Source organism: Bacillus sp. DHT2, from assembly GCF_026241455.1.
GTDB classification, from domain to species: domain Bacteria; phylum Bacillota; class Bacilli; order Bacillales; family Bacillaceae_G; genus Bacillus_A; species Bacillus_A pseudomycoides.
Window position 1 is genome coordinate 37487 of the sequence record NZ_JAPHWH010000010.1, and the last position, 16727, is coordinate 54213.

Sequence of the window (16727 nt, forward strand, 5' to 3'; positions counted from 1 at the left end):
AACAAGAGAACAACAGTAAAATTAGAAATTATTTCATAATCTTTAATGAACTGAGGTAAAAAACATGATTGTAATTAGTGCTTGCTTAGCTGGTATTGCTTGTCGTTACGATGGAAATGACAATCTCATTTCAAAAATTGAAGAGCTATTACAAAAAGAAGAAGCTGTTCTTGTTTGTCCAGAGGTATTGGGAGGCTTACCTACACCTCGTCCATCAGCAGAAATTATCGGAGGCAATGGTGATGATGTACTAGATGGTAAAGCAAAGGTAATGGACAACGAAGGTAATGATGTAACAACAGCTTTCGTACATGGAGCTTATAAAGCTTTGAAAGAAATACAAGATTTAAATCCAGAATACATCATTTTAAAAGAACGAAGTCCTTCTTGCGGAAGTTCTACCATTTATACAGGAGAATTCAACGAAAAAAAACGAGATGGATATGGTGTAACAACTGCTTTATTTCGCAGACATGGATTTACAGTAATTTCAGAAGAAGACTTTGCAAGCAAATAAAAGAGTTGACCATTCGGCCAACTCTTTCTTCATTATTTCACGCCTAATTTTTCTTTCACTTTTGCAGGAAGCTCGTCCTTCTTCACTTCTTCCCAAGCTGCTACACCTTTTTTATCGGAGTAGAATACACGTAGAAATGCTTCCTTACGAAGATTCTTCACAGCTGTAAATTCCATTTCTTTTTCTTTACCATCTTTATCAAATGCAGGTAACTTATACTCAAATGATTTGTGAGACTGACCATTATCAGCTTTTTCATTTTTTTCCGTTCCATCAACTGTAATTTGAACATAGTACTCATCTTTTCCCATACGGTTTAAATCACAACCAACTAACTAGCTAGCAAATACAATTAAAATACTAAAAAGTGCAATATATCTTTTCACGTTATTCACCTCATGTGTTTTTTATTATGTTGTTATCATAATCTCTTTTCTTCAGAGGAGAAATTCAAAAACGTGACATGAACATTACACTTTTGTAAGATTAAACACTGAAAAAACAAAAAAGATAACCAACTACTGCACCTAGTCGATTATCTTCTTTTTTGTATATCAACAAAGTTTTCGTATCTTAATTAGGAAGCCGATTTATTAAGTGTATACCGTTGTTCAATACGTTGTTCAATTTTTTCCATCTCTTGTTTATCATTCAATATCTTTTGTTTATTTTCTTGTACCAATTCTTTAAACGATTTATGAAGTAATTTACAACGTTTGTTCGCCATAATCATTTCTCCTTATTGTCTGTGTAATCACAGATATAAAATAAAATTTTCCAATCACCATAAATTTTTTGTCTTTATTTGTCGAAAAATTATTCTTAATTCAAGAATACTATAACTTCCGAGTTTTTAGACCTATTTGTTTGAACATTATGTGAATTTAATAAAAAAAATTATATACAAATACAAATTGTAAAACGAATATAAAAATCCTTTTTCAAGGAGAATCGAGAGGATTTCGAAGAGGCCAGATCCTTTTTCTGCCACATGCGGCGGTAAAGTAAATAGAACAAACGAGTGCATATCATCTTTTGTTTCACATAACCGCAACGTCCATGTTCAATAAACAAAATGAATTTATCCCGCATTAACGGGCAGTAATACTCCCACCTCAAAATTCGGGGAAAGCAAAGAAGTTAGGTGGGAGATACAATACGAGTTATTGCCCAAGCTACTACAGATGGTAATACTGTTCCCGAACCGCTTGAAAATACAGTACACCTCATGCACTTTGAAGTAGCTAGATTCCCCTCTCCAACATCATAAAATAGGTTATTCTCTTAACAATCAATAACACTAATTATATGAATAAAAAAAGAGCGTCCGTCTTCGGACACTCTTCTCCTTTATAGCGAATTAAATAAGCGCTTGATTAAGTCTGCAAAACTCAATCATATCTCGATACGAAAAGCATTACATTAGCACTCTTCCGGCTTACCAGCATTCGACGCTGTACGGAAAGATGATCCACATCCGCATGATGCGATTGCATTCGGGTTATCGATTGTGAACCCGCCGCCAAGCATAGATTGCTTGTAATCAACTTTTACTCCTTTTACAATCGGAGCACTTTCTTTATCAATAACAAATTCAACACCGAAAAACTCAAGCACTGTGTCGTCTTCATTTGGTTCTCTTTCAAATCCTAGACCGTAAGAAAGACCGCTACATCCACCGCCATGCACAGCAAGGCGAACGTACTTCTCTCCATCTTCAGCATCTTTTAACATATCTTTAATTTGATATGCTGCTTGTTCTGTTACATCAATCATGAAATCCACCTTCCTTTCTTCTCTCGTTCTATTATACATCTTTACGCCTCTATCTTGTACTCATACACTCCGCGGCAAATTACTTCCGCTGGACCTTTCATCAAAACGTTCCCTTCTTCTGTCCAGGCAATCATTAAATCTCCGCCTGCTAAATGAACCGTAATTTCTTCACCGCGTTTCATTTTTTCATTCAACACTGCTGCAACAACTGCTGCGCATGCTCCTGTTCCACATGCCTGCGTCACACCTGACCCACGTTCCCAAACGCGGAAGTTCATTTCATTGTCATTTACAATTTCAATGAATTCAACATTCACTCGTTCCGGGAACATTTCATGAGTCTCAAGTACCGGACCTAATGTTGTAAGCGGAGCTTCTTCCACATCATCAACAAAAATGACCGCATGCGGATTTCCCATTGAAACAGCAGTAAACGCATAGCGATGATTATTGTATAGGAAGTCTTCACGAATAAACGGTGTTTCTCCCTCGCCAAGCATCGGTAACTCTGCACGAGTTAAACGAGGTGCTCCCATGTCAATTTTAGCTAATGTAACGATACCGTCTTCTACTGTCACTTCAGCCGTTACAATTCCAGCCAATGTTTCTATTGTAAAAACAGTCTCTTCTACTAGTTTATGCTCATACGCATATTTCGCTACGCAACGCAGTCCATTTCCACAGCTTTTTCCTTCTGACCCATCATTATTAAACATGCGCATTTTCACTGGTGCTACTTCAGACGGACAAATTAAAATCATTCCATCTGCGCCAATTCCAGTGTTGATATTCGACACTTTTTCCGCTACAAGAGATAGTTCCTCTTCTGGAATTTGCTCTTCAAACATATTTACATATATATAGCTATTCCCAAGACCATGCATTTTTGTAAAAGAAAATTTATTCATCCTCATTCACTCCAAAAAAAATTTGTTGTTTTAAGTATAAAATGCATGCTTTTGGAACACAATAAGAACGTCCCCCGTTTCTCATATTTGACAACGTTTTGATGGCTTTTATATAAGAGCCGTTCTTACACAAATTGTGTAAGAAAAAAGCCCTTCTCGGAAAGGGCCTTTTTTTATTTCACACAAACATTCCTGCAATTGCAGCACTCAATAAGTTAGCAAGTGTTCCAGCTACAATTGACTTTATTCCAAATTTCGCAATATCACTACGACGGGTTGGCTCCATTCCCCCAAGTCCCCCAAGTAAAATGGCAACAGAAGATAGATTCGCAAATCCGCAAAGTGAAAAGGTAATCATTGCCATTGTTTTCTCTGAAAGTTTCCCCATATGAGGAGCAAAATCAGTAAACGCTACAAACTCATTTAAAATTAACTTCTCCCCAATAAAACTTCCCGCTGTAATTGCTTCTGTCCACGGTACACCAATGACAAACGCAAGCGGTGAAAAAATATATCCTAATATAAGTTGTAGGGATAGATCTGGATAACCGAAAAGACCACCAATCCCACCAACAATTCCATTCAAAAGAGCGCTGATGACAATAAAAAAGACGTCGCTCATTTGCAACGCCTTAAAACATTGGATTTTCATCTAAGTAATCATATACATTTTTCACAAGTTCTTCTACCGTTGCACCTTGTACGACTTCCCCGTTTACAAGTGCAAAAGGCCCTTCAAAACAAATGCCACAATATCCTAGACAACCGTACTCCATAACATCTAAATTTGGATCTTTTTCAAATTTTTCTAGCGCTGCTTGTGAGCCACTCGCAAGATTACCTACACAAAATTCGATTAATGGCTTAATCAAAACAATCCCCCCCCTGTATCTCCAAAAAATAAATCTATAATAAGAAAACTAAGCTGTTTCTTGTTGTTTTAATTACACCTAATAAAATATTTAGCTACTTTACTGTTTCATTTCGAATCAGAAGATCTTCTCTATATAAATCCATGTTGATTTCCCAACATACACTTCACTGCTATGAAAACAAAAAAAGATCTCCACTCATTTCATCCTTCTGGTTTCACACGGCTTGGGGCCAACAAGGGCACTGACCGCTTCTATCCATCGGCGGACGCTCTCTCTAACCTAAAAGAACGGGTTTCTATCGTTTTTTTATCTACATGTTGATTTCCCAACATACAAATTAAAACAGTTTGTCCACTTTTCTTCTTATTGTACAACAGAGTACACATTCATGCATTGTTATTTGTTCACAAATTCGATATAATTTGAGTGAGTAAAGTCAAAATATTTTTTCAATATATAATTGTATGATTAGGGGATATTTCAACAGAAAAGGGGTAATCCATCATGAAACACCTCGTATTACTGGGTGGCGGCTACGGTGGAATGAGAATTCTACAACGGCTTCTTCCAAACAATCAACTCCCAGATGATGTCCAAGTGACATTAATCGACAAAGTACCATACCACTGTTTTAAAACAGAATATTACGCATTAGTAGCGGGTACAATTTCAGAAACACATATTCGCATTCCGTTTCCAGAACACCCGCGTCTCAACATTCAATATGGCACTGTAACGAATGTTGACCTTGAAAACAAAGCCGTTCATCTCGATGGCGGTGAAGTTGTCGAATATGATGACTTAATTATCGGCCTTGGCTGCGAAGACAAATATCATAACGTTCCGGGGGCGAAGGAATATACACATAGCCTTCAATCAATTGAACAAACTCGTAAAACGTATGAACAATTAAATAGTTTAGAACCAAACGCAACGGTCGCTGTTGTCGGTGCTGGTTTAAGCGGTGTTGAAGTTGCAAGTGAACTTCGTGAAAGCCGTTCTGATTTAAAGATCTACTTATTTGATCGAAAAGATCGCATTTTATTCCCGTTCCCAGAAAAATTAAGTAGATACGTAGAAGAGTGGTTCGTAAAGCATAATGTTACAATTATACGAAACTCTAACATTACGAAAGTAGAACCAAACGTTGTGTACAACCATGACGAACCACTTCAATGTGATGCAATCGTATGGACAGCTGGTATTCAAGCAAACGAAGTTGTTCGAAACCTTCCAGTCGAACAAGATAGTAGTGGTCGGGTTGCATTAACAAAATATCATAATATTCAGAATAACGAACACGTTTATGTTGTAGGGGATTGTGCTGCCCTTCCGCACGCACCTTCCGCACAGCTTGCTGAAGGCCAAGGTGAACAAATTGTCCAAATATTATTAAAACGTTGGAACAATGAACCCCTTCCTGATGAACTACCTGTTATTAAATTAAAAGGTGTTCTCGGTTCTCTCGGTAAGAAACACGGATTCGGATTATTAGCAAATCAACCATTAATGGGACGAGTTCCTAGACTTCTTAAGTCGGGTATCCTTTGGATGTATAAATATCATAATGGTTAAAAAACAAGAGCTTATCGCTCTTGTTTTTTTCTATTTTTCTCCTTTTTGATACGATATAAATATGTAAGTACAAATTGAAAAACCGGAATAAAACCTAATCTTTAGATGGGAGAGAGCATCTAGCCATGCATAGAAGCGGTTAGGGCCTTTTCCTGCCCCATGTCATGTTAAAACAAAGGGAGTAAACGAGTGGAGATCCGCTTTTGTTTCCATAGCCGCGTTTTATATGTTGGAAAATCAAGATAGGTTTATATAGAATCCCTGATTAACACACCTGGTATATTAATCCAATTTACGGATATTATAGTAATAAATCTTTAGATTTGTATCGTTCTATAATGGAGGTATCGGGTATGTATTATGTTAAATTAATTCAGGGACAATCCTTCTATGCTTTTGATCATCGCTTCTTGCTAGATCAAGAAGAACAAGTTACACAAAGAATTTTTAAATACCTGTGCAAAAATGAGTTTTTCGAAGTACGTAAAGACGAGAATACTTCCACAGCATAATAATGAGTAGCTTAGTAGTGTGTACGTTAAGCACTAACAAATCCCTTTATCTACAAACTGAGCAGCCATACTATTTGTAGTATGGCTGCTTTTTTATCCTTCCCATTTCCTCCGGCACTCCTCTATCCCACTAAGCACATACTTCTTCGTCATATGTGCCCGCTTCCAAATGGAAATCATTCGTTTCGCTCTCTTATTATGACGCATCCGCTCTACCTCTTGTAACAAAGGTATCCATTTTTCACTAGACGCCCTCATCATATATTGTAATCCCTCATCTTTTGAAACAATTGTTTTATGCTCTAATGTATACAAAATGCGTCCCATCGTTACAACAGCTGATTCTACCCATTCTTCAATTAAAAATAAATATGGCCGTGATGCTTTTTCACTCCAGTACTGTTCTACATTATATTTCATTGTTTCTACCACATCACTCCATGGCGTTTGAAACGGAAGCTTACTTGCTTCCTCCCCAATTACAGTAATCCCTTGATTTTTTAACGTCCACCACGTTACAGCATTCACATCCCAATGTCCTGTGTGAGCTTTTCCATCTGCACAATAGACATACTGCGGCATTTCCTCATTGTATTTCCCTAAATCAGCAAGTGGAATATACATACCGTCCATTCGTCTTCCTAACATGCTTTTACTCATTTTTTTGTGTAACTCAATTATTTGTATGTTCTGGGTTTCACTGACCGACTCTCTCGTTACTGTAACAAAATCAACGTCACTCGTTTCTAAATGAAATGCTCCTAATGCAATTGAACCATATACATATACTCCAATTAATTGTTCGTTTAAAAAAATATCTTTTAATCCAATCACATATTGCTCCATTAAGACCTTTACTTCTTCTGGAAGTCTATGTTTCACTACCCCTTTCACACGCATACCTCCTTGATAAGATTACCTATAACGGTTATTTTTTCCATATAAACATGTAAGAAAAGCCTTTGCTACCGCAAAGACTTTTTTGTATTATAAATATTTCTCAATTTCTTCGTATACGTCCTTTAAACGAGGATTTCCTTCTCCAACGATTTCTCCGTTTACAAGAACAACTGGATAAAATAAATCCTCTTCAATTACGTGCTCTGCAAAAGCTTGTTTCTCAGCATCTTCTTGCTCTTCCTGAATATCAATGTATTCAAACTTGAATTTATCATCTTGTCCTTCATATTTGCGACCAATTGCCGCTTGTAGCCATTCAAATGTTTCAGCCGAAGACGGCATTCCAACGCAGCTTGCACAAATTACTTTTGCACCATATACTTGAACATTTACCATTACTTCTCCCCCACTTCTCTGTTCTAACAGTATGCCTAGATGACTTACCTTATAAGCACATCTCTTTACAAGTTTAATTCTTGTCCTCTATACTGAAAAAACACATTGTAAACATGATACAATATTTCGACAATAAAACAAGAACAGAAAAAATAGATTTTCCCCTGTATCTTGATTATAATAAAATGGATGAAAGGAGTCGATAAAAATGGAAAACCCAAATATGCAAGAACAAGTACTAGAAGTATTAGATAAATTACGTCCGTTCTTACTTCGTGATGGCGGTGACGTTGAATTAGTAGATATTGAAGAAGGTATTGTAAAACTACGCCTTATGGGTGCATGCGGTAGCTGCCCAAGTTCTACAATCACATTAAAAGCTGGTATCGAACGCGCACTACTTGAAGAAGTACCAGGCGTTATCGAAGTAGAACAAGTATTTTAAATTTAAAGCGGCAGCGGCTCGCTTAGAATTGCTTCCACTGGATAATTTACAAAAAAGAGACCACTATGGTCTCTTTTTTGTAAATTCGTATTAAGATAACCAATCCAACTTTCGAATTCCGAGCTTATCAACAGGCAAGCGAAGAAATTCATAAAAATGCTTCATAAATTGCTCTGAACGGTTCACATCGTGTAAAATGTCTTCTAAGCGATCTCGATACATACTTTTTTGTTCTTCATTTCCCGTCAGATAGTACTGTTCTACCGTTTCAAAGTAGCGAAGTGGAAAGAGAAGACGCGCAAATAGTAGACGCCAGCCAAAAGAAGAAAGTGCATAATTTTTCTCATAATCCGTTACAAACTGAAAAATTGTTTGTTCCCAATCTTTCTTCTTTTCCATCGATACATATCGAATCCATTCCGCCAAATCTCTACTTGGATGATCATATACCCAATCGATGGGGATTTTTAATTTATTAGTTTGCTGCCATAATAAAGGGGTAAAGCGTTCTTGACAGATTGTTGCTGCATCGGCAAGCTGAGGTGTATCATCTATTTCTGTATCAACAACATATTGAATGGCATTTTCAGCAATGCCTAAATAGTATGGGAAAGACTCAATAAATAGTTGATCAAATACATCTGATGGCTGATTCATAAGTTGTGATTGCCAAAATCTCTCTAATTGATCGAGCCTTTTTTCCCACAATGACTTCCATTCACCAATGCGACTTAATTGTTCTATTTCTTCTGGAAAAAAAGCGCCTCGTTTATGGAATAAGGAAAGCTCACTACCTAACGAAGTAGCATGTCGTTCAAGCAAACGCATACCTTTTAATAAACAGTAATTTTTTTCTTCTATCTCACTTACATAGTAACCGTGCACCGTCGGAACGAAAGTCGCAACAGTAATATCCCCTTGCTGGTTCATATAATCGCTTAATTTTTTCATTTCAACAAGTACATCTTCCTCCATATTTCCAATCGGAAGAAGTACATAAATTTTATTGCGAATCCAAAAGCTTTTATAGGGGCCAAGGGGGATTAATTCTTTGACATGCATTTGATAATGCTCATAAATATGCTGAATCATCATAGTCGCCACCTATGGTTTTTCTTTATATATATGAGCTTGTGCTCGCCTTTCATTCCTATGCACATGATAAAGCAGTAAAACGTATACAAATAATAAAAAGAAAAAAAGGTGATAACATGAAAGAATCAAATCAACTACAAGAAAGAGCATTACAACTTCTACAAGAACGTGGTGTAACAATCGATGATATTGCGGAGCTTGTTCATTTTCTTCAAAAGAAATACCATCCAAATTTAGAGATGTCAGAATGTCGTTACAACGTAGAACGTGTATTATCCAAACGCGAAGTACAAAATGCACTCATTACAGGAATTGAATTAGATGTCCTTGCCGAAAAAGGAATGTTAAGCGAACCATTACAAGATATCGTAAAACGGGATGAAGGATTGTACGGAATTGATGAAGTCATCGCACTTTCTATCGTAAACGTGTATGGCTCTATCGGCTTCACAAACTTTGGATATATCGATAAATTAAAACCAGGTATTTTAGAATACTTAAATGATAAATCAACTGGGAAAGTCCATACATTCCTTGATGACATTGTTGGCGGTATTGCCGCTGCCGCTTCTAGTCGTTTGGCACATCGCGCGGAGCATGGGGAATAAAGTAAAACAATAGTCAGCATAATTTTACGTAATACTTTCAGTTGAAAATGTTATAGAAAACATAACGGACCATGTGAAAAAATCATGGTCCGTTATGTTTTTCTTTCTTTTCAAGATTTTTTCATACTCCTACCATTTTTTTATTTACACGAATAAACAGGAATAGCCTAAAAAGTAGCGAATGAATAAGCTTAATGGTTCTGTTTGATTGGGATCTGAATATTAGTTAAAGATATGCGAATTACATTCCTTTCAGTAATAAAAAAAATGATTCAATAACAGGAGGAGCAATTTATATGGATAATATTTTAAAAGTATCATCAAAATCCAATCCCAATTCAGTTGCAGGTGCCATTGCCGGTGTATTAAGAGAAAAAGGTAGTACAGAAATTCAAGTAGTTGGAGCTGGTGCTTTAAATCAAGCAGTTAAAGCCGTTGCTATTGCAAGAGGATTCGTAGCTCCTAGCGGCATTGACCTTGTTCTCATTCCAGCATTTACAGATATCACAATCAATAACGAGAAAAGTACAGCAATCAAATTAATTGTCGGCCCTAGAAAAATTAGATCGTAGAAAAAATGATAGCTTATCATTCAAACCATCCATACAAAAATTATGAAAGAACATCCCCGCTCAACTACATTCTTTTATTAGATTTATAAATACCAATTGTTAAATGATATATGAAAAGACTGATAACAATCAGTCTTTTTCCTATTGTATCAATTCTTCAGTTTCTCTTCTTCCTACAGAAATATGTCATCAAAATAAACTCTCTTCCTCTATCATCAAAAGTTTTTTCTGCTACAAAACCTACCTGTTGATATAACCTTATTGCACGTTTATTAAAACCTGCAACACTTAAACGAAGTCTATCCGGTTGGATTTGCTCTTCCGCCAAATTTATTCCAGCTTGCAAAAAGGCTTTCCCCAGCCCCCGCCCCGTTAGCTCTGGCTTCATTCCAAGCCCAATATCTACAGTATCTTCTCCCACGTATAACTTCGCATTTCTTCCCCCTGGCACTTGTGCGTTTTCACCAAAACAAAAATAACCTATTAATTCTCCATGTTCATTACAACAGCCATAATATGTACCATCTAATAGTTCTTCTATTGTCTCTTCACTGCCTGAAAAGCTGTATAACGAATATAGTTCCTCATACTGCCATGTATTGATTTCTTTTGCTTCTGCCTCTGTTAGTTTGTGTATATTCATTTTTCTTCTTCCTTTCAAAAAAACAATTCCCTAACAAATTTCTACATTTATCTTATTATCTCACTTTGTTTTTGAAAAGTTTGTAAAATTTTAAAATACTAAATTGGAAAACTTTTCTTAGCATGTTACGATTGGATTAACTATTCTAAAAGAGGTGAAATCAAAATGCCCCTACAGTTATGTAAAGGACAAAAGGTAGATTTAACAAAAACAAATCCTACATTAACTCATATAAAAATAGGTCTCGGCTGGGATCTTCCTACAAATTCAAATTCACATGCATTCGATTTAGATGCTGCTGCTTTCTTATTAGATGGAAATGGACGCTTAACAACAACAGACCATATTATATTTTATAAACAGCAATCTGCTTTACAAGATGCGATTACACTTTCATCAGACAATCGTACAGGAGCAGGATCTGGCGATGACGAGGAAATTTCCATCTCCCTTTCCAAACTCCCATCTCATATTGAACGTATTATTTTCACTATTACGATTCACGAAGCACAAACTCGTCTGCAAACATTTGGACAAATAGCTCACTCTTACGTCCGCATTCTAAACTCCGCAAACAATGACGAAATGTTCCGCTATAATCTGGAAGAACAATTCTCATCCGAAACTGCACTAATCGCCTGTGAAGTCTATCGTTACAAAGGAGAATGGAAATTTGGTGCCATCGGTCGCGGTTTGCAAAGCGGACTTATCGAACTTTCTAAACAATTTGGTTTATCCCATACACCACCTGATTTTTTTGCAAAGACAACCGCTGCACCTTCTCCTATTTCAAAAAGTATTAACCTTTCTAAAATTGAATTAAAGAAATCTGGAGATACGATCAACTTACAAAAAACGGACAAGCCTCTTGGCGAAATTGCAGTGAACTTAAACTGGGGTAAACAAAGTACACCAAAACAAAAAGGATTTTTTTCATCCTTAACTGCAAATAGCTCCCCTCAAATAGATTTAGATTTAGGCTGTTTGTTTGAATTTAAAGATGGTTGGAAAGGTGTTGTACAACCACTTGGAAATATATTTGGTTCATTTTATAACGAGCCTTACATTCATTTAGATCAAGACGATCGCACAGGTGCTTCAAATAAAGGAGAAAATTTACGTATTAACGGAGACATGATTCATGAAATAAAAAGAATATTAATTTTCTCTTATATTTATGAAGGTGTAGCTAACTGGTCACAGGTTGATGGTATTGTCACATTAAAACAGGAAAATGGCCCAGATATTATTGTAAAAATGGATGAGCACCGTAACGGTTTCAACACATGTGCAATTGCAATGCTCGAAAATGTAAATGATGAGACATTCAAAGTACAAAGGCTTGTGAAATATTTTAGAGGGCACCTAGAAATGGATCGGCATTACAAATGGAACATGGACTGGGTCGCAGGTTCAAAATAAGGTGGTGACAACTTGAAGCATTTTTCCTATCTGTCTTCTGAAGAAAAGAAAAAACTTTTCTATCAAGAGCCAATAATCTTTTCCAAAGATATCACAAAAGAACAATTGGCTTACGCATTAGGTGCTACTCTATACACACCTGGTACAAAGGATACAATCGCAGTGGATATTGCCGCGAAAAAGCACGAAGGTGCTACATCAATCGTACTTTGTTTAGAAGATTCCATTAGTGATGGAGATGTGAAACTTGCCGAGCAAAATGTCGTCATACAAATGCAACTACTGGCTCATATGATTGATGCAAACAGGCTTCTTCCATCAGACGTGCCACTTCTCTTTATCCGGATTCGTGAACCGAAACAGATGCGTTCACTCATTCATGAACTAGGTAGCGCCGTTCATTGTATGAGCGGTTTTGTCTTTCCTAAATTCACACCTGCGAACGGAATGTCTTACATTCATGAACTACAGGATATAAACGAAACATATTCACTTTCACTTTACGGGATGCCTATTTTAGAGTCTCCTGAAATTATTTATAAAGAAACTCGTATTGATACGTTACTAGCAATTAAAGCAATCCTAGATTCTTATCGCGCTTTCATTTTGAACGTACGAATTGGTGCCACCGACTTTTCTGGCATATTTGGCATTCGCCGAAATAAAGATACGACAATCTATGATATTGCTGTTATTCGTGATTGTATTTCTGATATTATTAATATTTTTTCTAGAAAGACAGATGAATACGTTATATCTGGTCCTGTGTGGGAGTACTTCGGAAACAGGCAGCGCGTACTAAAACCACAGCTTCGGCAAACACCGTTCCGTAAATCATTCGGAAGCGCTGGAGTAACAATGCGTGAGGAAATGCTTCATCGTTATGAGGACGGGCTCATTCATGAAGTATTGCTCGATCAAGCAAATGGATTAATTGGAAAAACGGTCATTCACCCTTCTCACATTAAACTCGTACAAGCCTTGCACGTTGTAACACTAGAAGATTATTTAGATGCAAAAGCTGTTTTTGAAGCTGCTCAGACGTATAACGGCGTTATGAAAAGCAGCTTTTCTAACAAAATGAATGAAGTGAAGCCACATTATAATTGGGCGCGTAAAACACTTCTGAAATCTAATATTTATGGGGTGCTACATGAACAACAAACTTTCTTCGATCTCCTTACCGAACAGTCAAAACAAAACGTACACGTACCACATTTCAAATAAAATAACAGTTCATATAGATGTGCTACATAATCCATATTTGTTATTACCAGATCAACTATTTCAAATGGCCGCAAGAATGAATAAGAGGCGCGGCTTTTTATTTGTGAGTACCATTTTAGGAAAACATCTTCCTGTTCTACCTGCAATCTCTTTAGCTGGAGGCTGTGCTCTTGCTGCAAGATATATGGAAGTGCTACATCGTACAAATCATCCATCTCAAAAAGAAATTCTTAACCTGATTTCTTCTAAAGACAGTACCAATAATGAGCTAGAGGCAATTCTCCAGTATCAATTCCCTCTAGAAAAAGAAGTATTATTTATCGGATTTGCAGAAACAGCTACCGCATTAGGCCACTCGATGTTTCAATGTTTTCAAAATGCAAAATATGTTCATACAACAAGGGAGATGATCTCACAAATCGATCCTATCATTACATTCGAAGAGGAACATTCTCACGCGACATCACATCGTTGCTATGTGAACAAAAGCTATTTTCAAAATGAACAGCCCATCGTCCTTGTGGATGATGAAATGACAACAGGAAAAACCGCACTTAATATCATTCGATCTATTCAAGAAAAGTTTCCAAGAAAAGAATATATTATTGCTTCTTTATTAGATTGGCGCTCAGATGCGCATCGAAAACAATTTACAGAACTCGAGCAAGAACTTGATATTACGATTCATGTGATTTCTCTATTAAGCGGTTCAATCGACGTAATTGGTAGTCCTGTTACTACTTCTTCTTCACATGATGAGACAGTTTATAAATCAATAGAGTCTAAGATAGAAAAACATATGATTTCATGTCCTATTTTACCTTATACATCTATAAACCATGATGTCAGTTACATAAACTACACAGGACGTTTTGGCATTTCATCCGATGATCAAAAGGGTATCCACTCTTTTGCTAAAAAGATTGGTCATGATTTAAGGAAAAATCGAAAAGGTCAACAGACACTCTGCTTAGGAACTGGCGAGTTTATGTATCTTCCAATGCGAATCGCAGCTGAAATGGGAGAAAACATTTCCTATCAATCAACAACACGAAGTCCTATTCATCCTTACGCGGGTGATGTACAATACGCTATTCATAGTCGTTTTTCCTATGAAAGCCCTGAAGATAAAGTAGTTACAAGTTATTTTTATAATATCCAGCCTGGGGACTACGATGAAGTCTTTCTTTTTATAGAGCGTGATTTACAGGAAGATGCTTTCCATCCCCTTCTTACACAATTACAAACAGTTATTCCGCTCATTCATATCGTTTCATTTAAAGGTTTAGTAGAAAGTGAGGGTGAAGAAATATGACCGAGCCCAAAACATTACAGCTTATCGGTAGTTATGCGAAAGAGGATGCTATTTTTCTATTAAAAGATATTAGTGATGTCATAGAAGAAAGCGTAACAGAAGAAAGAGAACGAGCAATTCAATCGGGCACACATTACTCTGAAATGCTTCCAATTGAATATAAACCATCTAAACCTTATATGGATTTATTTTTTGCTTCACTCGAGCAATACAAACGTAAACTAGCCATTGCAGCCGGTGTAGTAGCCGAGCAAATTATAAAAACGAAAGGAAAGAAGCTTGTTCTTGTTTCACTAGCGAGGGCCGGTACACCAATAGGTATTTTAATAAAACGATACATTCGCTATCAATATAATATCGACTTGCCGCATTATTGTATTTCCATTATTCGTGGCCGCGGCATCGATGAAAATGCCCTTCATTATATTCTGCAGCAGCATCCAAACCAAACGATTCAGTTCATTGATGGCTGGACTGGAAAAGGTGCGATAAAAAAAGAACTACGCCAATCTGTGCATACATTTAATGAAAAGAATCATGAATATATTTCAGACTGCATGGCAGTGCTTGCTGATCCGGGCCATTGTACTTCTATATATGGAACACGAGAAGATTTTCTCATTCCAAGCGCTTGTTTAAACGCGACCGTATCAGGGTTAATCAGCCGCACTGTTTTAAATGAAACTTATATTGGTCCAAATGATTTCCACGGCGCCAAATATTATCGAGAACTAGAAACAGAAGATTTATCTAACTTCTTTATTGAAAAAATCACAGCGTTATTCCCTTCCATTAGCGCTGGCGTAACAACGCAACTAGAACACATTATTGCTACCTATACAGAACCATCTTGGCAAGGTATGCAAGACATCGCCTCTATTCAAAAGCATTTTGGAATAGAAAATATAAACTTAATTAAACCAGGAGTTGGAGAAACAACGCGTGTTTTACTAAGACGAGTACCATGGAAAATTTTAATCCAGGGCGAAAACAATCCAGATTTAAAGCACATTTTACTTTTAGCAAAAGAAAAAAATGTGCCAGTAGAAATCTATAAAAATATGACGTATTCGTGCTGCGGCATAATTAAACCTCTAAGGAGGACGTCTTCATGATTTTTGCAAGCGATCTTGATCAAACGCTCATTTATTCTCGGAAATCATTTCGAGCTAACATAGAAGACGAACATATTAAGCTCATCGAGACTTTAGATGGGAAAGAGATTTCTTTTATCACACACAAAACGATTTCTTTATTAAAACAACTACAATTACAAGCACAATTCATCCCAGTTACAACTCGAACGATTGAACAGTTTCAACGTATTACACTATTTCAAACAGAAGTCATTCCGGAATATGCGATTACAAGCAATGGCGGTAATATCCTTCATAACGGTAAGCTAGATGACACTTGGGAAAACATACAAACGGAGCGATTAGTAGCATGCATGGAAAAAGAAGATGTTCTAACAGAATTTCAAAATATTTCTCATGAAGAATGGGTCATTTCACAAAAAACAGCTGATGATTTATTTCACTACTGCATCATTAAGCGTGACAATATTCCATACGACGAATTACAATCATTCACCACTTGGCTCGATAAACAAGGATGGACTCATTCATTGCAAGGCAGAAAATTATATTTTGTGCCAAAGCCTGTGAACAAATGGGATGCTGTTCAGTATGTACAAGAAAAACTTCAGGAAAAAACCGTAATTACTGCTGGAGATTCCTTACTTGATCTATGCATGTTAGAAAGGGCGAATCATGCAATCGCACCTCTTCATGGTGAACTTGAAACAAAACAAGGGAGTTTATTACCCCATATTGTAAGAACAAATGAAATTGGTATATATGCAGCGGAGGAAATTGTAAGTAAAGCACTTCAAATGGTCCATAGTTCTCTTCCTACTGCGTAATCTATACATACTTCAAG

Annotated in this window: 19 protein-coding genes and 2 pseudogenes; 11 read left to right on the forward strand and 10 right to left on the reverse strand. The window is 36.6% G+C overall.

The genetic code is table 11. From position 1 onward, the window contains the following. Nucleotides 1–64 precede the first annotated feature (64 nt). Nucleotides 65–517, forward strand: a complete 453-nt coding sequence (locus ORL93_RS20890; RefSeq protein ID WP_003208914.1) for a 2-thiouracil desulfurase family protein — start codon at nucleotides 65–67, stop codon at nucleotides 515–517. Nucleotides 518–549: 32 nt separating this feature from the next. On the opposite strand, the pseudogene ORL93_RS20895 reads toward ORL93_RS20890, so the two are convergent. From ORL93_RS20895 to ORL93_RS20920, 6 genes and pseudogenes are all read right to left on the reverse strand, one after another. After that, nucleotides 550–903, reverse strand: a pseudogene (locus tag ORL93_RS20895) (YxeA family protein). A gap of 191 nt (nucleotides 904–1094) precedes the next feature. Further along, entirely contained in the window at nucleotides 1095–1250 is a 156-nt protein-coding gene (locus ORL93_RS20900; RefSeq protein ID WP_006096389.1) for an FbpB family small basic protein, read from the reverse strand. A gap of 689 nt (nucleotides 1251–1939) precedes the next feature. Next, entirely contained in the window at nucleotides 1940–2293 is a 354-nt protein-coding gene (locus ORL93_RS20905; RefSeq protein ID WP_003201551.1) for a HesB/IscA family protein, read from the reverse strand. A gap of 41 nt (nucleotides 2294–2334) precedes the next feature. Next, nucleotides 2335–3201: a diaminopimelate epimerase gene (dapF, locus tag ORL93_RS20910; RefSeq protein ID WP_006096391.1), complete on the reverse strand. Its 867-nt coding sequence runs from the start codon at nucleotides 3199–3201 to the stop codon at nucleotides 2335–2337. 178 nt (nucleotides 3202–3379) lie between these two features. Next, nucleotides 3380–3808, reverse strand: a pseudogene (locus tag ORL93_RS20915) (nucleoside transporter C-terminal domain-containing protein); the annotation flags it as partial. Nucleotides 3809–3833: 25 nt separating this feature from the next. Beyond that, nucleotides 3834–4073: a YuzB family protein gene (locus ORL93_RS20920; RefSeq protein ID WP_000595023.1), complete on the reverse strand. Its 240-nt coding sequence runs from the start codon at nucleotides 4071–4073 to the stop codon at nucleotides 3834–3836. A gap of 507 nt (nucleotides 4074–4580) precedes the next feature. Between ORL93_RS20920 and ORL93_RS20925 the strand changes: the two genes are divergently transcribed. Both ORL93_RS20925 and ORL93_RS20930 read left to right on the forward strand, forming a co-directional pair. Next, nucleotides 4581–5651, forward strand: a complete 1071-nt coding sequence (locus ORL93_RS20925) for an NAD(P)/FAD-dependent oxidoreductase (protein ID WP_265959443.1) — start codon at nucleotides 4581–4583, stop codon at nucleotides 5649–5651. Nucleotides 5652–6004: 353 nt separating this feature from the next. Next, the gene (locus tag ORL93_RS20930; RefSeq protein WP_016112359.1) at nucleotides 6005–6163 is read left to right on the forward strand and encodes a YqbF domain-containing protein; all 159 of its coding nucleotides are present in this window, start codon (nucleotides 6005–6007) and stop codon (nucleotides 6161–6163) included. A 93-nt stretch (nucleotides 6164–6256) separates the two neighbouring features. Here ORL93_RS20930 and ORL93_RS20935 read toward each other — a convergent pair whose 3' ends face one another. Next, the gene (locus ORL93_RS20935) at nucleotides 6257–7063 is read right to left on the reverse strand and encodes a nucleotidyltransferase domain-containing protein (protein WP_371389013.1); all 807 of its coding nucleotides are present in this window, start codon (nucleotides 7061–7063) and stop codon (nucleotides 6257–6259) included. A gap of 87 nt (nucleotides 7064–7150) precedes the next feature. Continuing rightward, complete coding sequence (locus ORL93_RS20940; RefSeq protein ID WP_003201537.1) at nucleotides 7151–7459, reverse strand: YuzD family protein; 309 nt, start codon at nucleotides 7457–7459, stop codon at nucleotides 7151–7153. A 208-nt stretch (nucleotides 7460–7667) separates the two neighbouring features. Here ORL93_RS20940 and ORL93_RS20945 point away from each other — a divergent pair, with 208 nt between their 5' ends. Continuing rightward, nucleotides 7668–7904, forward strand: a complete 237-nt coding sequence (locus ORL93_RS20945) for a NifU family protein (protein WP_000431179.1) — start codon at nucleotides 7668–7670, stop codon at nucleotides 7902–7904. A 90-nt stretch (nucleotides 7905–7994) separates the two neighbouring features. Here ORL93_RS20945 and yutH read toward each other — a convergent pair whose 3' ends face one another. After that, nucleotides 7995–8996: a spore coat putative kinase YutH gene (gene yutH / locus ORL93_RS20950; protein ID WP_018767383.1), complete on the reverse strand. Its 1002-nt coding sequence runs from the start codon at nucleotides 8994–8996 to the stop codon at nucleotides 7995–7997. A 119-nt stretch (nucleotides 8997–9115) separates the two neighbouring features. Between yutH and ORL93_RS20955 the strand changes: the two genes are divergently transcribed. Both ORL93_RS20955 and ORL93_RS20960 read left to right on the forward strand, forming a co-directional pair. Further along, the gene (locus ORL93_RS20955) at nucleotides 9116–9607 is read left to right on the forward strand and encodes a phosphatidylglycerophosphatase A family protein (protein ID WP_018767382.1); all 492 of its coding nucleotides are present in this window, start codon (nucleotides 9116–9118) and stop codon (nucleotides 9605–9607) included. A gap of 296 nt (nucleotides 9608–9903) precedes the next feature. Further along, complete coding sequence (locus ORL93_RS20960; protein ID WP_003201532.1) at nucleotides 9904–10179, forward strand: stage V sporulation protein S; 276 nt, start codon at nucleotides 9904–9906, stop codon at nucleotides 10177–10179. 157 nt (nucleotides 10180–10336) lie between these two features. Here ORL93_RS20960 and ORL93_RS20965 read toward each other — a convergent pair whose 3' ends face one another. After that, a complete protein-coding gene (locus tag ORL93_RS20965) occupies nucleotides 10337–10822 on the reverse strand; it encodes a GNAT family N-acetyltransferase (protein WP_097794083.1) in 486 nt (161 codons plus the stop codon). A 165-nt stretch (nucleotides 10823–10987) separates the two neighbouring features. On the opposite strand from ORL93_RS20965, the gene ORL93_RS20970 reads away from it, so the two are divergent. The 5 genes from ORL93_RS20970 to ORL93_RS20990 are packed head-to-tail and all read left to right on the forward strand — an operon-like array spanning nucleotide 10988 to nucleotide 16710. Then, nucleotides 10988–12244, forward strand: a complete 1257-nt coding sequence (locus ORL93_RS20970; RefSeq protein ID WP_097794084.1) for a TerD family protein — start codon at nucleotides 10988–10990, stop codon at nucleotides 12242–12244. 12 nt (nucleotides 12245–12256) lie between these two features. Beyond that, on the forward strand, nucleotides 12257–13471 hold the full coding sequence (locus ORL93_RS20975; protein WP_265959445.1) for an HpcH/HpaI aldolase/citrate lyase family protein: 1215 nt from the start codon (nucleotides 12257–12259) through the stop codon (nucleotides 13469–13471). Continuing rightward, a complete protein-coding gene (locus ORL93_RS20980; RefSeq protein ID WP_265959446.1) occupies nucleotides 13398–14786 on the forward strand; it encodes a phosphoribosyltransferase family protein in 1389 nt (462 codons plus the stop codon). The genes ORL93_RS20975 and ORL93_RS20980 overlap by 74 nt, the downstream gene beginning before the upstream one ends. Next, nucleotides 14783–15901: a cysteine protease StiP family protein gene (locus ORL93_RS20985; protein ID WP_265959447.1), complete on the forward strand. Its 1119-nt coding sequence runs from the start codon at nucleotides 14783–14785 to the stop codon at nucleotides 15899–15901. The genes ORL93_RS20980 and ORL93_RS20985 overlap by 4 nt, the downstream gene beginning before the upstream one ends. Beyond that, complete coding sequence (locus tag ORL93_RS20990; protein ID WP_018782862.1) at nucleotides 15898–16710, forward strand: HAD family hydrolase; 813 nt, start codon at nucleotides 15898–15900, stop codon at nucleotides 16708–16710. Before ORL93_RS20985 ends, ORL93_RS20990 begins: the two co-directional genes overlap by 4 nt. Nucleotides 16711–16727 lie beyond the last annotated feature (17 nt).

Excerpts from the sequence above, each read along its gene's own strand:
- ORL93_RS20990 (WP_018782862.1), top strand. The coding sequence starts at position 15,898 with ATGATTTTTGCAAGCGATCTTGATCAAACGCTCATTTATTCTCGGAAA.
- ORL93_RS20970 (WP_097794084.1), top strand. The coding sequence starts at position 10,988 with ATGCCCCTACAGTTATGTAAAGGACAAAAGGTAGATTTAACAAAAACA.
- ORL93_RS20965 (WP_097794083.1), bottom strand. The coding sequence starts at position 10,822 with ATGAATATACACAAACTAACAGAGGCAGAAGCAAAAGAAATCAATACA.
- ORL93_RS20945 (WP_000431179.1), top strand. The coding sequence starts at position 7,668 with ATGGAAAACCCAAATATGCAAGAACAAGTACTAGAAGTATTAGATAAA.
- ORL93_RS20890 (WP_003208914.1), top strand. The coding sequence starts at position 65 with ATGATTGTAATTAGTGCTTGCTTAGCTGGTATTGCTTGTCGTTACGAT.
- ORL93_RS20955 (WP_018767382.1), top strand. The coding sequence starts at position 9,116 with ATGAAAGAATCAAATCAACTACAAGAAAGAGCATTACAACTTCTACAA.
- dapF (WP_006096391.1), bottom strand. The coding sequence starts at position 3,201 with ATGAATAAATTTTCTTTTACAAAAATGCATGGTCTTGGGAATAGCTAT.
- ORL93_RS20930 (WP_016112359.1), top strand. The coding sequence starts at position 6,005 with ATGTATTATGTTAAATTAATTCAGGGACAATCCTTCTATGCTTTTGAT.
- ORL93_RS20935 (WP_371389013.1), bottom strand. The coding sequence starts at position 7,063 with ATGCGTGTGAAAGGGGTAGTGAAACATAGACTTCCAGAAGAAGTAAAG.
- ORL93_RS20985 (WP_265959447.1), top strand. The coding sequence starts at position 14,783 with ATGACCGAGCCCAAAACATTACAGCTTATCGGTAGTTATGCGAAAGAG.
- ORL93_RS20925 (WP_265959443.1), top strand. The coding sequence starts at position 4,581 with ATGAAACACCTCGTATTACTGGGTGGCGGCTACGGTGGAATGAGAATT.
- ORL93_RS20960 (WP_003201532.1), top strand. The coding sequence starts at position 9,904 with ATGGATAATATTTTAAAAGTATCATCAAAATCCAATCCCAATTCAGTT.
- ORL93_RS20900 (WP_006096389.1), bottom strand. The coding sequence starts at position 1,250 with ATGATTATGGCGAACAAACGTTGTAAATTACTTCATAAATCGTTTAAA.
- ORL93_RS20980 (WP_265959446.1), top strand. The coding sequence starts at position 13,398 with ATGAACAACAAACTTTCTTCGATCTCCTTACCGAACAGTCAAAACAAA.
- yutH (WP_018767383.1), bottom strand. The coding sequence starts at position 8,996 with ATGATTCAGCATATTTATGAGCATTATCAAATGCATGTCAAAGAATTA.
- ORL93_RS20940 (WP_003201537.1), bottom strand. The coding sequence starts at position 7,459 with ATGGTAAATGTTCAAGTATATGGTGCAAAAGTAATTTGTGCAAGCTGC.
- ORL93_RS20905 (WP_003201551.1), bottom strand. The coding sequence starts at position 2,293 with ATGATTGATGTAACAGAACAAGCAGCATATCAAATTAAAGATATGTTA.